18 protein-coding genes are annotated in these 18,985 nt (G+C 59.5%); 13 read left to right on the top strand and 5 right to left on the bottom strand.

What is annotated here, in order from left to right; all coding sequences use genetic code 11:
- The first annotated feature begins 50 nt into the window (after positions 1–50).
- From F1529_RS02825 to F1529_RS02815, 3 genes are all read left to right on the top strand, one after another.
- Positions 51–1,259: an FAD-dependent oxidoreductase gene (locus F1529_RS02825; RefSeq protein WP_155132009.1), complete on the top strand. Its 1,209-nt coding sequence runs from the start codon at positions 51–53 to the stop codon at positions 1,257–1,259.
- A gap of 162 nt (positions 1,260–1,421) precedes the next feature.
- Positions 1,422–2,216, top strand: a complete 795-nt coding sequence (locus F1529_RS02820; RefSeq protein WP_155132006.1) for an aldo/keto reductase — start codon at positions 1,422–1,424, stop codon at positions 2,214–2,216.
- Positions 2,217–2,233: 17 nt separating this feature from the next.
- Positions 2,234–2,563, top strand: coding sequence for a hypothetical protein (locus F1529_RS02815; RefSeq protein WP_155132003.1), 330 nt, complete (start codon positions 2,234–2,236; stop codon positions 2,561–2,563).
- A gap of 48 nt (positions 2,564–2,611) precedes the next feature.
- Here F1529_RS02815 and F1529_RS02810 read toward each other — a convergent pair whose 3' ends face one another.
- Complete coding sequence (locus tag F1529_RS02810) at positions 2,612–3,463, bottom strand: patatin family protein (protein ID WP_155132001.1); 852 nt, start codon at positions 3,461–3,463, stop codon at positions 2,612–2,614.
- 344 nt (positions 3,464–3,807) lie between these two features.
- Between F1529_RS02810 and atzF the strand changes: the two genes are divergently transcribed.
- The 4 genes from atzF to F1529_RS02790 all read left to right on the top strand — a co-directional run bounded on the left by atzF (position 3,808) and on the right by F1529_RS02790 (position 8,344).
- Positions 3,808–5,598: an allophanate hydrolase gene (atzF, locus tag F1529_RS02805; RefSeq protein ID WP_155131999.1), complete on the top strand. Its 1,791-nt coding sequence runs from the start codon at positions 3,808–3,810 to the stop codon at positions 5,596–5,598.
- Between the two features lie 18 nt (positions 5,599–5,616).
- Positions 5,617–6,342 carry a GntR family transcriptional regulator gene (locus F1529_RS02800; RefSeq protein ID WP_155131996.1) on the top strand — a complete coding sequence of 242 codons (726 nt, stop codon included), beginning with the start codon at positions 5,617–5,619 and terminating at the stop codon, positions 6,340–6,342.
- A 71-nt stretch (positions 6,343–6,413) separates the two neighbouring features.
- Positions 6,414–7,289, top strand: coding sequence for an AEC family transporter (locus F1529_RS02795; protein WP_155131994.1), 876 nt, complete (start codon positions 6,414–6,416; stop codon positions 7,287–7,289).
- A 140-nt stretch (positions 7,290–7,429) separates the two neighbouring features.
- Positions 7,430–8,344, top strand: a complete 915-nt coding sequence (locus F1529_RS02790) for a bile acid:sodium symporter family protein (RefSeq protein WP_155131991.1) — start codon at positions 7,430–7,432, stop codon at positions 8,342–8,344.
- Between the two features lie 23 nt (positions 8,345–8,367).
- Here F1529_RS02790 and pdxH read toward each other — a convergent pair whose 3' ends face one another.
- Positions 8,368–8,997 carry a pyridoxamine 5'-phosphate oxidase gene (gene pdxH / locus F1529_RS02785; RefSeq protein ID WP_155131988.1) on the bottom strand — a complete coding sequence of 210 codons (630 nt, stop codon included), beginning with the start codon at positions 8,995–8,997 and terminating at the stop codon, positions 8,368–8,370.
- 92 nt (positions 8,998–9,089) lie between these two features.
- On the opposite strand from pdxH, the gene F1529_RS02780 reads away from it, so the two are divergent.
- Positions 9,090–9,653, top strand: a complete 564-nt coding sequence (locus F1529_RS02780; RefSeq protein ID WP_007151579.1) for a gamma-glutamylcyclotransferase — start codon at positions 9,090–9,092, stop codon at positions 9,651–9,653.
- On the opposite strand, the gene F1529_RS02775 is transcribed toward F1529_RS02780, so the two are convergent.
- The gene (locus F1529_RS02775) at positions 9,650–10,069 is read right to left on the bottom strand and encodes a VOC family protein (protein WP_155131985.1); all 420 of its coding nucleotides are present in this window, start codon (positions 10,067–10,069) and stop codon (positions 9,650–9,652) included. The genes F1529_RS02780 and F1529_RS02775 overlap by 4 nt on opposite strands.
- A gap of 92 nt (positions 10,070–10,161) precedes the next feature.
- Here F1529_RS02775 and F1529_RS02770 point away from each other — a divergent pair, with 92 nt between their 5' ends.
- Together F1529_RS02770 and F1529_RS02765 are read left to right on the top strand one after the other, a co-directional pair.
- Positions 10,162–10,734, top strand: coding sequence for a TetR/AcrR family transcriptional regulator (locus tag F1529_RS02770; RefSeq protein ID WP_007149721.1), 573 nt, complete (start codon positions 10,162–10,164; stop codon positions 10,732–10,734).
- 21 nt (positions 10,735–10,755) lie between these two features.
- Positions 10,756–11,196 carry a YchJ family protein gene (locus F1529_RS02765; RefSeq protein ID WP_007151005.1) on the top strand — a complete coding sequence of 147 codons (441 nt, stop codon included), beginning with the start codon at positions 10,756–10,758 and terminating at the stop codon, positions 11,194–11,196.
- Between the two features lie 104 nt (positions 11,197–11,300).
- On the opposite strand, the gene F1529_RS02760 is transcribed toward F1529_RS02765, so the two are convergent.
- Complete coding sequence (locus tag F1529_RS02760) at positions 11,301–12,782, bottom strand: NAD(P)/FAD-dependent oxidoreductase (RefSeq protein WP_155131982.1); 1,482 nt, start codon at positions 12,780–12,782, stop codon at positions 11,301–11,303.
- A gap of 274 nt (positions 12,783–13,056) precedes the next feature.
- On the opposite strand from F1529_RS02760, the gene F1529_RS17760 reads away from it, so the two are divergent.
- The 3 genes from F1529_RS17760 to F1529_RS02745 all read left to right on the top strand — a co-directional run bounded on the left by F1529_RS17760 (position 13,057) and on the right by F1529_RS02745 (position 18,589).
- Complete coding sequence (locus F1529_RS17760; RefSeq protein WP_196220356.1) at positions 13,057–14,478, top strand: fatty acid desaturase; 1,422 nt, start codon at positions 13,057–13,059, stop codon at positions 14,476–14,478.
- 639 nt (positions 14,479–15,117) lie between these two features.
- Complete coding sequence (locus F1529_RS02750) at positions 15,118–16,347, top strand: trans-acting enoyl reductase family protein (protein WP_155131979.1); 1,230 nt, start codon at positions 15,118–15,120, stop codon at positions 16,345–16,347.
- A 115-nt stretch (positions 16,348–16,462) separates the two neighbouring features.
- The gene (locus tag F1529_RS02745) at positions 16,463–18,589 is read left to right on the top strand and encodes an IgaA/UmoB family intracellular growth attenuator (RefSeq protein WP_155131976.1); all 2,127 of its coding nucleotides are present in this window, start codon (positions 16,463–16,465) and stop codon (positions 18,587–18,589) included.
- Here the strand turns inward: F1529_RS02745 and F1529_RS02740 are convergent.
- A complete protein-coding gene (locus F1529_RS02740; RefSeq protein WP_230457691.1) occupies positions 18,586–18,945 on the bottom strand; it encodes a DUF4189 domain-containing protein in 360 nt (119 codons plus the stop codon). The two genes, F1529_RS02745 and F1529_RS02740, sit on opposite strands and share 4 nt — an antisense overlap.
- Positions 18,946–18,985: the final 40 nt, after the last annotated feature.

Genomic DNA, 18,985 nt, shown 5'->3' with positions numbered 1-18,985 from the left:
AGCGGCTTGGCCTATGCTAGCATAGCCGCACTGTTCAACGATGGTGAGCCATGAGTGACTCAACCCTGAAACCTGACACACTCCGCCCGGACATTGTGATCTTTGGCGGCGGCATCGCCGGCCTGTGGCTGATCAACCGACTCAACGCCGCCGGCTACCAATGCCTGCTGCTGGAGTCCGCCACCCTCGGCGGCGACCAGACCCTGGCCAGCCAGGGCATTATCCACGGTGGCCTCAAGTATGCCTTGGGCGGCAACCTGTCCAACGAGTCCGAAGCCATTTCCGCCATGCCGGATCGCTGGCGTGCCGCCATGGCCGGCGATGACCCTGTGGACCTGCGCGACCTGACGGTACTGAGTGACACCCAGCACATGTGGTCCAGCGGCTCCGTGGCCTCACGGATGACCAATTTTTTCGCCAGCAAGATGCTGCGCGGCCGCATTGAAAAGCTCAAGCGCGATCATTTCCCCAGCGCGCTGGCCAATAAGGCTTTCAAGGGCAACGTCTACAAACTGGACGACCTGGTCATCAATACCGAATCGCTGATCGAGACACTCAGTGCGCCGGTCCGCGACCGGCTGCTGGCGTTCGACAACGAACGGGACCCACTGGAATGGGATGAAAACGGCCTGCGCGCCGTCACGGTCAATGGTCAACGCATTGAACCGCGCCTGACCCTGCTCGCCGCCGGCAATGGCAACCCGGCCCTGCTCGACGGCGCCCATCAGGCTCACCTGCTGGAGCAGGAAAACAGCCAACTGCGCCCGCTGAAAATGGTGCTGGTCAAACACGACCTGGGCCATCGCCTTTACGCCCACTGTGTCGGCACCAGCAACAAACCGGTGCTCACCGTCACCACCCACGACTGCCCGGACGGCAAGGTGGTGTGGTACCTGGGCGGTGACCTGGCGGAACGGGGCGTGGAGCGCACCGATCAGGAACAACTGGCCGCCGGCCGGGACGAACTCCGGCAGCTGTTCCCCTGGCTGGATTTCAGCAACGCCGAATTCGCCACCCTGGATGTGACCCGCGCCGAACCCAGACAACAGGCACTGGTGAAACCGGATAATGCCTACGCCCGCCGGGACCAGAACCTGATCATCGCCTGGCCCACCAAACTCACTCTGGCGCCGGATCTGGGCGACCGGGTCATGGCGCTAGTGGAAGAAAGCGGCCTGCAACCCGGCGAACCGCTAACGGTACCGGCAGAGCTTGAGCAGGCCCCCATGGGCCTGCCGTACTGGCATCGTTGTTTTTGATTACCCACTGCGGCGCGCCCCAAAAAAACAGTATCGAGAAGCGAGTTACGAGTCGCGAAAATCCAAAATATTCAGCCTTTCGTAACTCGTAACTCGTAACTCGCTTCTGGGTGTTCGCGCCTCCAGTGGCGCTCCTACAGCGAGAATGATTCAGGAGTTTTCATGTCCTTCATGCGCCCCTTGGGCAACACAGGGTTAACCGTCAGCGCACTCGGCCTGGGCACGGTGAAAATCGGCCGCGACAAGGGGGTGAAATACCCCAATGGTTTCACCATCCCTGATGACCACGCGGTAACCGAGCTGCTGGCCCAGGCCCGGGACTTGGGCATCAACCTGATCGACACCGCTCCCGCCTACGGCCACAGCGAAGCTCGTCTCGGCCAGCTGATGAGCCGGCGCCAGGACTGGGTCATTGTCACCAAGGTCGGCGAAGAGTTTGATAACAACAGTGGTGAAAGCCATTTCGATTTCTCCCCGGAACACGTTCGCCGCTCCGTGGAACGCAGCCTGAAACGCCTCAACACCGATTACCTGGATTGCGTATTGATTCACTCCGATGGCGATGACATGGGGATCATCAAACAGGGCACCCTGGACGCCCTGAACGACCTGAAGAAGGAAGGCCTGGTGCGCACCACTGGCATGTCCACCAAGACCGTGGCTGGCGGCATTGCCTGCCTGGACCACGCCGACATGGCCATGGTCACCTACAACCTTCAGCACCATGATGAAGTACCGGTGATCGAACACGCCGCCGCTCACCACAAAGGCATCCTGATCAAGAAAGCCTTTGCCAGCGGCCACCTCAACGACACCCTTGCTGATCCGGTGCAGGAAAGTCTGAACCAGATCCTTGGCACCGCTGGCGTCAGCAGTATCATTGCCGGCACCATCAATCCCGTTCACTTGCGGGAAAACGTGGCCAAGGCCCGGCAGGCCTGCAAGTCCGACCAATAACAACAACAGGAAACACCATGCGCTTTTGTCTGATGATTCTGCTGCTCGGCACCGCCCTGGCGGCACAGGCGGATAAAATATTACTGCTCCGCGAAGCCCCTCAGGGGTGCGAAGAAAAGGGGGAAGTTTCGGTGTCGTCGGGGAGCAAGATGCAGGGCATGTTGTTCAGCGATGCCTGGATCAATAACAACGTGAACAAGAAGCTCGCCAAGGCCATCAAGAAAGCCGGCGGCAACCGCGGCATGCTCAGCGATCGCCGCGAGTTCATGATGGAGAGCCACTTTCGCGGTATTGAGCATATCGAGTTGGATGCCTGGGTCTGGCACTGCGAAGAAGACGATGGCTGACAGCGGCGGGAGCCTTTGAAAAACGCCTTCGCGACTGCAGACTTGTCGCTAGCCGCTCGACGCCTGCTTCATCTCCACCCCCAACGATTGCAACCCGGCCCGATGCCCCTGCTGATACCCCATATCCAGTTTCTGGGGATTGGTGGTCAACCGGTTTACCGGAAAGTCCGGGTCAGGCGCAACCACCGTCAACCGGCAATCTGCAGGCGGGTTGTCGATGAAGTCCAGTGACGCGTTGTAACTGTCCGTGCGCCTGAGCAGGGCGTCATACAGCGCGGGCATGTCCCGCACCCAGGGTTTCAGCAAGGGCGTCAGGGCACTGGAGCGTTTGCGGTAACCCTGATGGTGCGACAACACCACGGTAATATCCCGCGCACCCTGCTGATAGGCCCAGCGCACCGGGATGGAATCCCCCAGCCCGCCATCGGTCATGGGATGCCCCGCGACGGTGGGGAAATCGCGGTAAGCAAAGGGAATGGAACAGGACGCGGTCATCACTTCGTCCAGGTTATCCGGGCGAGTTTCAAAATAGCGCGGCGCACCGTCTTCCACCGACGTGGTCACCACCCACAGGGGCACCTTCCCCTGCCAGTGTTGCTCCAGGCTTAACGGCACCTCCAGTCGGGATTGATGCCACAACCAGTGCACATCGCAAAGATGCCCACCGGCCATAAAGCGCTGCCAGTTTATAAAGTCCGGGCGGCAGGCATGGTCGGTGATGATCCGCCGGCTTCTGCCGTGGTCTCCCGCCAGGTAACCAATCAGGTTGGTCGAACCGGCAGAAACGCCCACCGCAAAATCGAAACCGTGATGCGGGTTTTCCAGAAACGCATCCAGCACACCGGCGGCGAAAATGCCGCGCATGGCACCGCCCTCCACAACCAACGCACGCTGATCCATTACCTTTCCTCCACATCGAATCCACTCACTGGAATCAGTTCAACCACGATGCCAGAGCAAACAAATCGGTGGAAATAGAGCCTTGCTGTCCCTGCCATCGGCATCCCTGATCAATCGCTCGATCCGCTCCAACCCACTCTATGGGGCAAGTTGTGCAAGTCCTGCACTGATACAGCGCAGATGCATCAGGTTAGCGCACCCAGTTTCCGCCCGGGGCCCAGCCGCACTCAATGTCTTTCCTATTAATTATTGTAAAAACAACACGTTAAATATTTTTCCCGTCGCTGGCACCACATTTGCACAAGTTCGCATACCAACTTGTATACAAAAAGGTGTGCAAACAAATGATCGGCTGGACTCTTCAACAATGGCAGGCGGCCTACCGTAACGGTGATCTCACCCCGGTACAGGCCATGAAAGAACTGGCACCACGACTTCACGACAGTGAACGTGCCCTGTGGATCCACCTGCTGGATGAGTCCTCATTGATCGAGCAGGCCAACGCTCTCACCGATTCATCCCTGCCCCTGTATGGCATTCCCTTCGCGGTGAAAGACAACATTGATGTGGCCGGCATGCCCACCACTGCGGCCTGCCCTGACTTTGCCTACACCCCGGAAGCAGACGCCACCGCGGTGCGCCTGCTGCGCAAGGCCGGCGCCATCGTGGTGGGCAAGACCAACCTGGACCAGTTCGCCACTGGCCTGGTGGGCACCCGTTCTCCCTATGGGGAAGTGCCCAACCCGTTTAACCCGGATTATCTCAGCGGTGGCTCCAGCTCCGGTTCCGCCACGGCGGTGAGCCTGGGTCTGGTACCGTTTTCTCTGGGTACTGATACTGCCGGCTCCGGCCGGGTGCCAGCCGCATTCACCAATACCGTGGGCCTCAAGCCCACCCGTGGCGCCATCAGCACCAAAGGTGTTGTGCCCGCCTGCCGGACCCTGGATTGCGTCAGCATCTTTGCGCTCAGCGTAGACGACGCCCAACAGGTATACCGGGTGATCGGCCAGTTCGACAACGACGATGCCTACAGTCGCCCGGCCCCGGCATCACAAACCACTAGCCTGCCCGCACGCCCCACGCTGGGCATCCCCAAAGATTTGCCCTGGTTCGGAGACACCCAGGCCCAGCGGTTGTGGGAACAACAGCTTGAACAGATCCAACAGATTGCCGACCTGGTCACCGTGGATACCATGGTGCTACAGGATGCCGCCGCACTGCTCTATCAGGGCCCGTGGGTGGCCGAGCGCTTCACCGTTACCGAATCCCTGTTGCAGGAAAAACCGGACGCGCTGCTGCCGGTGATTCGCGACATTCTGGAACCCGCCGCCACCCTCACTGCTGCGGATGGTTTCCGCGCCCAATACCAGCTCGCCGCACTGAAACGCCAGTCAGACGCCCTGATGGAAACGGTGGATGCCCTGCTGTTGCCCACCACTCCGGGGATTTACACCCGCGCCGCCGTGCAGGCTGACCCCATCACCCTGAACAGCCAGCTCGGCACCTGGACCAATTTCGTCAACCTGCTGGACCTGTGCGCCCTGGCCCTGCCCGGCGGCTTCCGTGAAGACGGCCTGCCCGGCGGCGTCACCCTGATTGGCCCGGCCTGGCAGGACCATGCGCTGGCCGACTTCGGGCAGCGCTGGCAGCAGGCGCAGCCCTGGCAGGCCGGCGCCACCGGCCAGCCCTTGCCGGAGCCGCAACCCCGCGCGGCCAATGATGATGACGGCGACCTGATTACCGTTGCGGTGGTCGGCGCGCACCTCACCGGGATGCCACTCAATACCCAGCTCACCGAACGCGACGGAGTCTTGCTGGAAGCCACTCACACCGCGCCCTGCTACCGCCTCTACGCCCTGGCCAACACGGTGCCGCCCAAACCCGGACTGATCCGCAATGAAAAAAACGGCGGCGACAGCATCCCTATCGAACTGTGGCAAATGCCGGTGAAACACTTCGGCAGTTTTGTCGGCCTGATCCCCGCCCCACTGGGAATCGGCAGCCTGGAAACCGCCGACGGGCGCTGGGTGAAAGGCTTTATCTGTGAGCCCTGGGCCATTGATGACGCCACCGACATTACCGCCCTGGGCGGCTGGAGGAATTACATTGCCTCACTCAACCCCACCAGCCCCTGAACCGGTGATGGAAAAGTCATGAAAGCAGAAACGTCCGGCGGCAGAGCCCCCAGCCTGGCAGACCAGATCTACGCTAGGCTTAAGCAGGACATCTTTGATTTCCGCCTGTTGCCCGGAGACCGCATCACCGAAAGCCATATTGCCGAACGAATGGGGGCCTCACGGACACCTGTTCGTGAGGCACTCTTGCGCCTGCAACGCGAGTCCTATGTGGATGTATTGTTCCGCAATGGCTGGCAGGTAAAGCCTTTTGATTTTCGTTATTTCGAAGAGCTGTACGACATCCGTATCGTACTGGAATGCTCGGCCGTGGATCGCCTCTGCCAGCGCACCCGCGACACGGCCACCCAGACGACACTGCAGCAACTCAAACAGCAATGGAGCCTGCCACCCACAGAAAGAACCACCGGGGGACCCGCCACCTGTGCCATGGATGAAGCCTTTCACGGACAACTGGTCGCTGCCGCCGGCAACCGGGAAATGACCCGCATCCATCAAGATCTGACCGAACGACTGCGCATCGTCAGGCGACTTGATTTCACCCAGCCAGCCCGCATCGACGCCACCTATGATGAACACTCGGCCATTCTCCAGACCATCGAGGAAGGCCGAGCGGCGGATGCCAGGCTGCATCTGCAGCAGCACATCGCCTCTTCCCGTCAGGCGGTCCGCGCCATTACCTTGCACATGCTGCAAGACGCCCACGCCCGCAACCAGAACACCACTGAACACACCGCGACCTGATCGCCGACAATGGACATCCCGGCCAGCAGCTCCCAGACTGCGTGGCTGATTTATTTACGGGATGTACCGACATGCTTACCACTCTGTGGACCATCATTGCCCCGGTACTGTTTTGCGCCGGTGTCGGTTTTTTCTGGGCGCGGGCCGGCAAGCCCTTCGATACCCAGATGGTCACTTCACTGGTCACCCTGGTCACTACCCCTTGCCTGATTGTCGCCACCATGGGCAAGACGAATCTGGACCTGCAGGCGCTCATGGAAGTGGCCGGTCTGGCAGTGGCGGTGCTGGCCGCCACGTTCGTGGTCAGCGCGGTGATACTGCGCCTCACCGGCCAGCCCTTCCGGGTGTTTCTGCCTTCACTGGTCTTTCCCAACACCGGCAACATGGGCATCCCGCTGTGCATGCTCGCGTTTGGTGAAGCCGGATTGGCGCTATCGCTGGCCTGGATGATGCTTTATTCCGTGGCACACTTTTCCCTGGGGCTGGCCATCGTCAGTGGTCAGGGGTTTTCCCTGAAACTGTTCCGCCACCCGATTCTGATCTCCGTGTTTCTGGCAGTGGCCATGGTCGCTTTCCAGCTAAGCCTGCCTGAGTGGCTCTACAACACCGTCAGCCTGATCGGCGATCTGACCATTCCCTTGATGCTGATTACACTCGGGGTGTCCCTGTCGCAGCTGAAAGTGCGCCATCTGGGTAGCGGAGCCGGGTTTGCAGTCCTGCGTCTGGCCAGTGGCTTTGCGGTGGGGTGGGGTCTGGTGACGGCACTGGACATCGACGGCCCGCTGCGCGGGGTGGTATTAATCGAATCCACCATGCCGGTGGCGGTATTCAATTACCTGCTCGCCAAAGCCTATAACCGGGGCGCGGAAGAAGTCGCTGCCATGGTAGTGATTTCCACCTTGCTGGCGTTTTTGCTGCTGCCGTTTCTGCTGACGTTGGCACTGTAGGAGAAGCAGCTGCGAGTGACGAGTTTCGAGTTGCGAAAATCCGCATTAAGCTTGTCGTTCCTGAATGCCGAAACGCGTTACTTGTGCCTCGTTGCCGACCCAACCGCAACCCCGAACACATAACAATAAAGGCCAACATCATGATCCAGCGACTTACCCGACTCTTTCCGCTCTGGGCGCTGCTGTTTTCCCTGCTGGCATATTGGCAACCACACTGGCTTGTCGGTGGCAAGCCGGCCATTGTGCCGCTACTTATGCTGATCATGTTCGGCATGGGGCTGTCATTACGTTGGGAGGATTTTCGCCAGGTCTTCCAGCGGCCCGGGATAATTGCGCTTGGCGTCGTGCTGCAATACAGCCTGATGCCATTGATTGCCTGGGCAATTGGCATCGCCCTGCAATTGCCTGAGGAACTCCTCATCGGCCTGGTGCTGGTCGGCGCCTGCCCCGGTGGCACGGCGTCCAATGTGATTGCCTATCTGGCCCGCGCCAATGTGGCCCTGTCCGTGGCCATCACCTTTGCCTCCACCCTGGTGGCCGTGGTCGCCACGCCCTTGCTGACCTGGCTGTATCTGGGTGAACGCATCCCGGTGCCGGTTACTGGCCTGTTGCTGTCACTGATTCAGATCGTGGTCATTCCGGTGGTTGCCGGCTGCACGCTGAATACCTTTCTGCACCGGCAGCTGACGTCGGCTCGCGCCGTTTTTCCGCTGGTTTCCGTGGCCGCCATCGTCATCGTGATCGGCATTATCGTGGCCCTGAACCAGGGCAACATTGCCGAAGCGGGCATGGCGGTGTTTATGGCGGTGATGCTGCACAACGCGCTGGGGCTGGTGGGCGGCTACGGCATCGCCCGATTACTGCGGCTTGATCCACAAACCGCCCGCACCCTGGCCATTGAAGTGGGCATGCAAAATTCCGGGCTGGGCGTGGCGCTGGCGATCAAACACTTCACCCCACTGGCCGCCCTGCCGGGGGCCCTGTTCAGTGTCTGGCACAACCTGTCCGGGTCGTTGCTTGCCTCATTCTGGCGGCGCAGCACGCCAGAACAGTAGGCGCGTCGCTGGCGGCGTGATGCTCAGGGCGCCAGGCGCTCATGACTCCAGCTGCCATCAGCCTGCCGGGTATAACGAAACCGGTCATGCAGGCGACTGGGGCGGCCATGCCAGAACTGGATTTCTGTAGGGATAATCCTGTACCCGCCCCACATTTGCGGACGCGGCACCGGCGCCGAAGGAAATTCCTGCTCCAGTCGCTTCACTTCCTCTTCCAGCCACTCCCGGCTGGCGGGCTGACTCTGGGGGGAAATAGCCGCGCTTACCTGGCTGGCATAGGGGCGGGAGGCAAAATAACTGTCGGATTCTTCCCGATCGACTTTGTGCGCTTCGCCGATAACGATCATCTGGCGATCAAACGGCTGCCAGAACATGGTGAACGACACCTTGGGGTTGGCCGCAATTTCCTCCCCTTTGCGGCTATCGTAGTGGGTAAAGAAGGTGAATCCGCCACCCTCGATACCTTTAAGCAACACCACCCGGGAAGAGGGCTGGCCGTCAGCGCTCACGGTGGCAAGCGTCATGGCATTGGGCAACGGCAATCCGGCCTCAATGGCTTCATCCACCCAGAGACGCGCCTGCTCCAGTGGGTCGTCATGGAGGGAGACCTGGGTCAGCCCTTCAGCGTGATATTCTTCGCGCACATCTTTCATTATTTCCCCGGCTGGCTGTCATACTGAGCCGGCAGTATAACGCCCACACGCCAACAACCACGAACCTGGATCAAGGAGCAGGACGGTTAGCCATGCTCGACACCGCCGACGAAAATCGCCGCCGCCACGACCTGCACCCGGACCACCCGGTATGGCTGTTTGGATATGGCTCGCTGATCTACAAGGCCGACTTTCCCTATCTGGCACGACGCCCGGCGTCGATTACCGGCTGGGTCCGGCGTTTCTGGCAAGGCTCCCACGATCATCGCGGCACCCCGGACAAACCGGGCCGGGTGGTCACCTTGATTGAGTCCCCCGGTACGGTGTGTGCCGGCATGGCCTACCGCATCACGCCGGATGTGTTCGAGCATCTGGATCACCGCGAGAAAAACGGCTATCTGCGCGTCACCACCCCACTGACCTTTGCCGATGGCCAGCATGAACAGGGCCTGGTTTATATCGCTACCGCAGATAATGCCGCCTTTCTCGGCGAGGCCAGTGAACAGCAGATTGCCGATCATATAGCGGCCAGCCATGGCCCCAGCGGCAGCAACGCCGAGTACCTGCTGCAACTGGCCGAGGCACTACGACAACTCAACGTGGGCGATGAGCATGTGTTCCGCATCGAACACTATCTGTTGGCCTCCGCAGGCTAACCCACGGTCTGCATGTATCGGTCCCAATAGCCGTCCTCTGGCGCAATCTGCTCGACCACATCCACCCACAAACCGGACGGGTCCCGCAACCCGAAGCGATGTTGCCCGAACGACTCCCTGGTCAGCGGGTACGCCACCGGCCCGCCGCCCCGGGTAAAGTGCTGGTGGGTTTGCACGATGTCATCCACTTCAATCTCCAGGCACACACCTTGCCCGCCGAAGCACTCAGGCCCAGGCGGCGCCGAGGGATGATCCGGGCTCATGAAGGCCACCACGCTGCCCTGCTGCTCATTGCCCAGCAGCACAAACCAGTCGCTGTCGAACAGCACATCCAGCCCGAAATGCCGCTGCCAGAAATCCCGGCAGGCTACCTTGTGGTCGGTGACCACGATGGGATAGCGGTCGCTGATTTTCATTTGATACCTCCTTGTTAAAAACAGACAGGCAGTCTGCTTTGAGAAAATAAAAACAAACTGTTAGTTTGTTTGTCAACCAAAAGAGGAAAACCATGGCCACCAATGCACAGCGCCGCGCCCAGACCCGCGGCTGCCTGATCAATGCCGCCCGCCACCTGTTTGCCGAACAGGGCTATGCCGACACCAGCACCGAGACCATCCTGTCCGGCGCCGGCGTCACCCGGGGCGCCATGTATCACCATTTCCGTAACAAGGCGGAGCTGTTCGAAGCGGTCTGTGACCTGCTCAGCCAGGAGGCCATGGCTGCCATCGAGAAAGCCGTGGACGGCCAACGCGGCAGCCTGGCCACCCTCAAGGCCGGCAGCCTGGCCTGGGTGGATTTTATGGCCCGGGACAATGTGCGCCGCATCCTGGTGGTCGAAGCCCCCTCGGTACTGGGTCAGCAACGTTGGCGGGCCCTGGATGAGCGCTACAGTTTCCCGTTGTTGCGCGAAGGCATTCGCGAAGCCATGGCGGAAGGCGCCCTGCACTTTGCTGGTAGCGCCGAAGGGCTGGCGGAGCTACTCAACGGCGCCATGAATGCACTGGTACTGAATGACCCAAGGGGAGAGAATTTGCCCCAACGACGCCAGGACCTGCTGGCCCTGTTTGATCGCTTTTGTTGATCGCTTCCGCGGAGACACCCCATGACTGCCTGCCCCTGCCAGTCCGGCCTTGATTACGCCCACTGCTGCCAACCCCTGCATCAGGGCAAGCCAGCCGCTTCACCGGAAGCGCTGATGCGCTCGCGCTTTTGCGCCTTTGCCTTAAAAAATACCGATTACATTGCACAGAGCTGGCACCTGAGCCAACGCCCCGCCGGGCTGGATCAGGATGACGGCCAGCAGTGGCTGGCGCTGGAGATCATCGCCAGTGACGAAGACGGTGATACCGGCTGGGTACACTTTCGCGCCACCAGCAAGGACCGCCAGGGCCTGGCCGTACTGGAAGAACGCTCGCGGTTTGTGAAGGAAAACGGCCACTGGTATTACCTGGACGGCACACCCTCGGTGACAGCCTTAAAGCCCGGCAGAAATGATCCCTGCCCCTGTGGCAGCGGCAAGAAATTCAAGAAATGTTGCGGTTAAAACATACCGCTCTTTGGCACCCGGTGGCCCGACAGGGCTGAACGGTCAGGCCGGCGCTGAAACCGGCACATCAACGAATGCGGCGGAGCTGCCAGATCCTCCGGTTACCGTGAAAACGCCAGAAAACCATCTTCCACCGGCTCCTCCAGCAACATGTGAGAATCATGGGCATAGTGGTTGGTGACTCTCCAGGGATGACCCTGACCCTGACGGGGAAGCAGATGGCTCGAGCGCTGCACATAACCGGAACCCAGCGCATCCATAATGGAATGGTCCTGTTGCGGCTGGGCGCATTCGGCCCGAGGCATGGCAACAGAAAGCCGGTTTTCTTTCAGGTAATTCAGTAACCGGCAGACATAGGCGGCAGCGATATCGGCTTTCAGTGTCCAGGAAGCATTGGTATACCCGAACACCCACGCCATATTGGGCACCCCTTCCATCAGCACGCCCTTGTAGGTCATGCGCTCACTCACATCCAGTGGCTCGCCGTTCAGTGACAATTGCATGCCGCCAAGCACCTGCAGGTTCAAGCCGGTGGCGGTAATGATGATATCCGCTTCCAGCTCCCGGCCGGATTTCAGCAAGATGCCGTTTTCCGTAAACGTTTCAATGTGGTCGGTCACCACGGACGCCTTGCCACCGCGCAGGTCCTTGAACAGGTCCGCATCCGGCACCGCACACAGGCGCTCATCCCAGGGCATGTATGAAGGACTGAAATGGGCCATGTCCACGCCATCGCCCACATGCCGTTTGACATTGGAGAGAAGCAGTTTGCGCATGAAATTCGGATACTTTTTTGACGCTTTATAAATCAGGCGCTGCAGCTTGATATTGCGCCACCGGGCCATGCCAAACACCCAGCCTGACGGCAACACCGCGTCCAGCATTTCGGATAATTTGTCATGGCCGGGAATGGAAAAAATATAGGAAGGGGAACGCTGCAGCATGGTGATATGAGCCGTCTCTTCCGCCATGGAGGGAACCAGTGTGACGGCAGTGGCACCACTGCCGATTACCACCACTTTCTTGTCCTTGTAATCAAGATCCTCCGGCCATTGCTGGGGGTGAACACAGCGTCCCTTGAAGCGATCCATGCCCGGAAAATCAGGCAAATAGCCCTTGTCGTAATTGTAATAGCCGGTACACCCCATGAGAAAGCGGGCGGTAAAGGTTTGCGTCTCACCGGTTTCTTCCCGCAGCACGGTTACGGTCCAGCGTTGCTCGCTGTCCGACCAGTCGGCGGCAGTGGTTTTCAGGCCATAACGAATGTGTTCCGTTACCCCAAACTCCTCAGCGGTTTCACAAATATAGTTACGGATGGCCGGCCCATCCGCCAGCACCTTCAACTCATTCCAGGGGCGAAAACCGTAACCAAAACTGAACATGTCGGAATCCGAGCGAATCCCCGGGTAGCGAAATAAATCCCAGGTACCCCCCATTGCCTGGCGGCGCTCAAGAATCGCGAAACGTTGATCCGGGCAGTCCTTTCTCAGGTGGCAGGCAGCGCCAATACCGGACAGCCCCGCACCAATGATCAGCACATCAAGATCATTGCGGGCATTGTTAATTTCTTTCTGGTTCGCCATGAAATGCTCTCCCTGTTGAAATCAACGCAACGTATCAGCTACAGCCACCTGTTTACCTTCTCACCGCTTCAGTAGTCAGGCAACCGCCTTTTTCTCTCCACCGTCCCCCGCTGTTTTCCCGAAAATCAGTATTTAAATGCAATTCCTTGCTTCTGCTTTTTTCTTTTCAAAATCAAGGCCTGTCGCCTCGTTTCCAAGTTAATACAAAGCAATGCTTGGCCTCATATGGCCATAGGTATAGCGTGAAACGAGAAGCAGAATAAAAGGTGGCACCATGGCAGCACCCGAGCACACCGCTACACTGTCAAGCTGGCACGACGGGAAACGTTACCTTTGGTTACTGAGTCCCGCCATTCCGGTGCTTGCTGTTTCGTTTCTTCTCATTTACATGTTCCTCTGGTCCTGGCCGGGGTTGCTCTGGGGCGGGCCGGTATTGATCTATGTACTGATCCCCCTTGCCGACTGGGTTGTCGGTACCGACAACAACAACCCACCGGAATCCGCCGTGTCCCAACTGGAAGGGGACACCTATTACCGACTCATCGTCTATGCCTATATCCCCACCCAGTACCTGGCTACCGTGCTTGGCGCCTGGCTGGTAGCCAGCGGCAATGTACCCCTGTGGGGGCTGGTCGGTCTGGTGTTCAGCGTGGGGGCGGTGAATGGCATTGCCATCAATACCGCCCACGAACTGGGCCACAAGAAAACCCGAGCCGAACGCTGGCTGGCCAAGGTGACGTTGGCACCGGTAGCCTACGGGCATTTTTTTGTGGAGCACAACAAAGGGCACCACAAAAATGTGGCGACACCCGACGATCCCGCCAGTTCACGCATGGGGGAATCCTTCTGGGCGTTTTTACCACGCACCATGATCGGCAGCGTGCGATCCGCCTGGCATATTGAGGCGCAACGCCTGCAACGCTGTGACCAGCCGCGCTGGTCCCTGAACAATGAAAACCTGCAGGGCTGGTTGATGACTGTGGGGCTTTTCGGCCTGCTGACGTTGTGGCTGGGCTGGATCGTTTTGCCCTTTCTGCTGTTGCAGGCTTTTTATGGTGCTTCCCTGCTGGAAGTCATCAACTACATGGAACATTACGGCCTGCGACGCCAGAAAAAAGCCGACGGGCGTTACGAACGTTGCGAGCCCCGGCATTCCTGGAACAGCAATCACATTGTCACCAACCTTTTCCTGTATCAGCTGCAGCGTCATTCCGATCACCACGCCAATCCGACACGGCGCTTCCAGGCCCTGCGCCATTTCGATGACAGCCCGCAATTACCCTCTGGCTATGCCTCCATGCTGGTCCCTGCTTACCTGCCTTTTGTTTGGTACCAGAAGATGGACCCATTGGTGGTTGAGCATTACAAGGGCGACCTGACACAGGCCAACTTGCAGCCAGGAAAGCGCGAGGCGCTACTGGAAAAATGGCAACGCCCGGTGGTGAGTTATCGTAGTGCAGATTCTGAACCGGACGTCCAACAGAGCGACATTGAGGCGGCACGGCAAGCGGAACAAGAAATAGAAACCACCCACCAGTTTCAATGCCCCAACTGTGGCTACACCTATGACGAACGCCATGGCGATGAGAAAGAAGGGTTCCCGGCTGGCACCCGCTGGTTACAGATCCCTGATGACTGGCCCTGCCCGGACTGTGCTGTGCGGGAAAAAATCGATTTCGTCCTCAAGCAACACTGACGGACTCCCTCCGGCAACTCCCCCCCTGTAGCCGGAGGGCTTTTTTTAGGTCCATCGCGGATTAGAGTGAATAACACGCTTCTCGCCATCTGCCCGGTTTATCCCGAATACCCGGCACTTTGCCAAACGCTCGACGCCGGATGCCTGACGTAAACCTCCATAGCCTGAGAGGCTATCGTTATTCCGGCCTCTCTTTTGAGAGGTATTTTGAGGAATTGTCAGGGCCATCATTGATGGCAATAATCGGGTAATGCTCTTTGCACAGAGAGTATGGCGGGCAAGGTTTTCAGGTTTTGAATGCAAGCGTCCGGCGTCGAGCATCCGGCGTCCAGCGTCGGCCAAGGCGGGATAATGAGACAAGTTCTGAAGCCGGCTGATCACTCAATTCCGCGATGAACCTTTTTTTGGCTTACCGCGAATCCCCCCACACGTGACCAAACGCTCGGCGCCGGTTGCCTGAGGTCACGCTTCAGGCTACGCCGAGTACGCAAGGAGGTAATTCAGCGGTTCCCTACCTTTTTACCCCTGCACACGACCAATCTCACCGGTTACGTATTCGCCCCCCAATAGCTTAGGATACGGACACAGTCAGACTTTCCATTGCGCTGATCCATTTCGCTGATTCTTCAAGGAGTCTCCATGAGCGATTCACAATTTGATGTGGTGGTTTTCGGTGCCACCAGTTTCGTTGGCCAGATTCTCTGCCAGTACCTCTTTGACACCTACGGGACCGATGGTGAATTAAAGTGGGCCGCCGCCGGGCGCTCCCAGGATAAACTGGAGCAAGTCAAAGCCTCACTGGGCGACGCCGCCAGCGCCCTGCCCCTGATCACCGCCAATGCCAACGACGCCGACAGCCTGGATGCCCTTTGCGCCCAGACCCGCGTGGTGGTTTCAACGGTGGGGCCTTATGCCCTCTATGGCGAACCGATGATCAAGGCCTGCGTTAACAGCGGCACGGATTACTGTGATCTCACCGGTGAAGCCCAGTGGATTGCCGACATGCTTGAGCAATACGAAGCTACCGCCAAGAAGAACGGCGCACGCATCGTGCATTGCTGTGGCTTTGACTCCATTCCCTCCGACATGGGCGTCTACTTTCTCCAGCAGCAAGCCCAGGCCCGCTTCAACGCGCCGGCCAGCACTGTGCGCATGCGCGTCAAAGTGGCCAAGGGTGGCGTTTCCGGCGGCACAGTGGCCAGCATGATGAATATTGCAGAAGAAGCCGGCAAAGACCCGGCATTGCGCAAGAAGCTCGCCAACCCTTACCTGCTTTGCCCGCCGGATCACGGCTTCAAGAGCCGCCAGACCAGCATTGGCCTTGCCAGCTACGATAACGACTTCAACGCCTGGGTTGGCCCCTTCGTGATGGATGCCATCAACAGCCGTGTTGTCCATCGCTCCAACGCCTTGACCGGCCAGGCCTACACCGACCACTTCACCTATAACGAAGCCATGCTCACCGGTGATGGTATGGGCGGGCGCATGAAAGCACTGGGGATCGGTGCCGGCACCGGCCTGTTCTTTGCCGCTGCGGCGATCAAGCCCACCCGCTGGGCGCTGAACAAATTCGTGGTGCCCCAGCCCGGCGAAGGCCCCAGCCCGGAAGCGCAGAAAGCCGGCTTCTACGACATCCGCTTTGTCGGCCACACCGACAATCAGGAAACCCTGAAAGTGAAAGTCACCGGTGATGCCGACCCCGGTTACGGCTCCACCGCCAAGCTGCTGGGCCAGGCGGCGGCCTGTCTGGCACAGGACGTAGTGGAAGATGCCCCCGGCGGCTTCTGGACCACCGCCTCCCTGCTCGGCGAGCCGTTACTGAAACGACTGCAGGAAAACGCCGGCATGACCTTTACCGTGATCGATTAAGCCCTCTCCCGGCCTGTGACCTCGTTCACAGGCCGGGCCAATTTTCAGCGGCAACGGATGCCAGCCTCAACGGCAATCCGTACTCTCCCCGTTTTTCAAACAGGACGGGGTTGCCATGGAAGCGCTTGCCATACTGAAAATTCTGCTGATTCTCTTTCTGCTCGGCTCCACGCTCTACAGCGTCATTGTCTATCAGGGCCGCAAGAAATCCTCACTGAAAAGTCTCACGACCTTCCGCCAGGAAGGCACGCCCCAACGCAACCTGGATCCGACCGAGCTGCGCCTTGTGGATGCGGTCATCGCCGAGGCCGAGAAAAAGACCCTGGGCACACTCACCGGCAATGCGGTTTTTGCCCTCAGCGGCCCTTACCTGCGCCACGGGCTGACCACCAATGGCAATACCGTCTGGCATGACACCATCGGCGGCGTGGAAGTCTTGCTGCCCTATGACGCCGAATATTTTCTCCGCGAGCACAATGATGCCCTGGTCGTGCTTGCCGAGAAAAAAGCCATCGTCGTTGCACTCAATGATGATTTCACCCTGGCCGGCGGCGAAGAACGCAACCAGCGCCGCGAGCAAAAACAGCAACAATGGGAAAGCGGCGACCACGGTGAGCTGGCTCGTGTGGTTGAGGAAGACGAGCAAACCCGCGAAGACGACCCTGCAGGCACCCTGCGCATTCGCGAACAGCGCGATGAAACCGACGCGGAAATCGAATCCCGGCGCGGGCGCGGCCTTGCCATGCTGCCCGCCTTTCTGTGGATACTGGCCTTTGTCTGCCTGGGCATTGCCATCGGGGTCGACAGCTCGCTCATCGGGTCAATCTCTCTGGCCACCGGCCTGCTGTTCGTTGTCATCGCCCTGTTCCGGTTTTTCCGTAAACCGTCGCCGGACAAGCCGCAAAAAGTGAATCAGGTCTCCGGGCAGATTTGCCTGACGCCGGTGGCCGTGGATGAACAGAACAACGTACAGATCTCCGTCACGCTCAACGAAAGCATCGGCTTTGTGTTGCCCGAGCACTGGCGCCCCTTCATCGAGTATGAGGACGGCCAGAATCAGGAAATGGCCGTGCGCGTGGATGATTACAGTGTCGTCAGTTACGGCAACCGGATGTCGCTGGACGAAGAAGTTCGCCGTTTCCCTCCGGTGTACTGGGGGCGCCACCTGACCCTGGCTCTGGTGGGTGCTATCGCCTTGCTGTTCCCGCTTGCCAGCTTCACCGAACTGTCCCGCGATCTTCTCTTTACCGGTCAGCTGCTCAGCGGCGCACAGGAAACCACCCTGCAAACTCCCGACGCCGTGCTCCAGCAGCCCCCCGCCATCGGCGCACCGGTGAGTATCGAGGGGCGCGGTCAATGCGCGTTGAGCATAGACGGTTACCGCCCGACCTTCGACTGCAGACGCATCCACTGGGGCAGCAACGTACCCCAGTCACAGCACCTGGAAGAGCCGGAGATCATCCGCCAGCTGCGTGACCGGACACTGCTGCAAACCCGCACCGATGGTTACCTCAGTTTGATGGCGACGATGCAAGGCTGGGACACCTACCGCAATGGCAAACCGGTCATGCTCAGGCACCTGCCTGAGCTTATCGACACGCTGGATTCGGCCTGCAGCCAAAGCGGCACCAGCAGCAGTGCCGAAAGCCAGTGCGAGCGCATTCACCGGCACATGCTGTCCCGGCTGATCTTCACACTCGACCACCAGCCGGAAACATGGACCTCACTGAGAAACGCCGTACAAACGCAAGCAGGCAGTGATGACCCGGTAACCGCGATCACCAGCGAAGCGCACGTCAAGGCCCTGCGTCAGCGGTTGAATCAGCTGGCCAACGAGCTGGATATGGAACGCGGCGTCAACATTGCCCGGGACATTACCAACAGCCAGCAAGGCGGCGTGCAGATTCGGCTGGTGCAAGGCCCTGTGCCCAGCACCCTGACGCCCGACGACACCACCTCGCCCTATCAGGCCAGCATTGACGCGATGACTGCCATGATCGACAACGCCGCCGGGCAGCCCTTCAAGCTTCGGGGCATGGTGACCGATTATCAGGTTGATGGGGGGACCGCCGTGCTAAGCCTGGACCTGACCCGTCACCGCGATAATCCGGGCAACGCGGTCCTCAATGTGCTCTGGCTATTACTGGCAGCGGGACTATTGGCCGGTCACGGCCTTATGAGTGTCATCCGCTTCAAGCAAAGCAGACAAAGGAACAGGGCCGTTGCGGCCCTGTACGCCTAGTTACCGTTACAGCCCCAAGCCCGAACCATGCAGCGCTGGCCGCCCTGACGCACGCAATATTGCAGCGCGGTGTTCTGGGCCTGGCCACCGCTGGAGGCCGTACCCCAGCCATACGCGGAGCTCCCCGATGCCTGGTCCGCCGCATAGGCGGCGCAGCCCCGGGAAAACGTCTGCACCACCCGACAACCGTAACCGCATTCGCTCAGCGCCCGTGACTGGGCCTGCTGCATGCTTTCATGGTTATAGCTGAAGCCGTACTGGTCACCCTGATTGCTGTCGATGGCCAAGGCCCCGTTGGCGCTGGCTACGCTGGCGAACAGCATGGCGATAAATATCGCGAATATTTTACCCATCATTGATCCCTTCCCTGTTCGTTGTTTGGAGCTGAATAATCGA

The organism is Alcanivorax sp. VBW004 (genome assembly GCF_009718865.1).
Lineage (GTDB): Bacteria > Pseudomonadota > Gammaproteobacteria > Pseudomonadales > Alcanivoracaceae > Alcanivorax.
The sequence above is the reverse complement of the archived record's forward strand: the minus strand, read 5'-3'. Positions and strand labels throughout refer to the sequence as shown.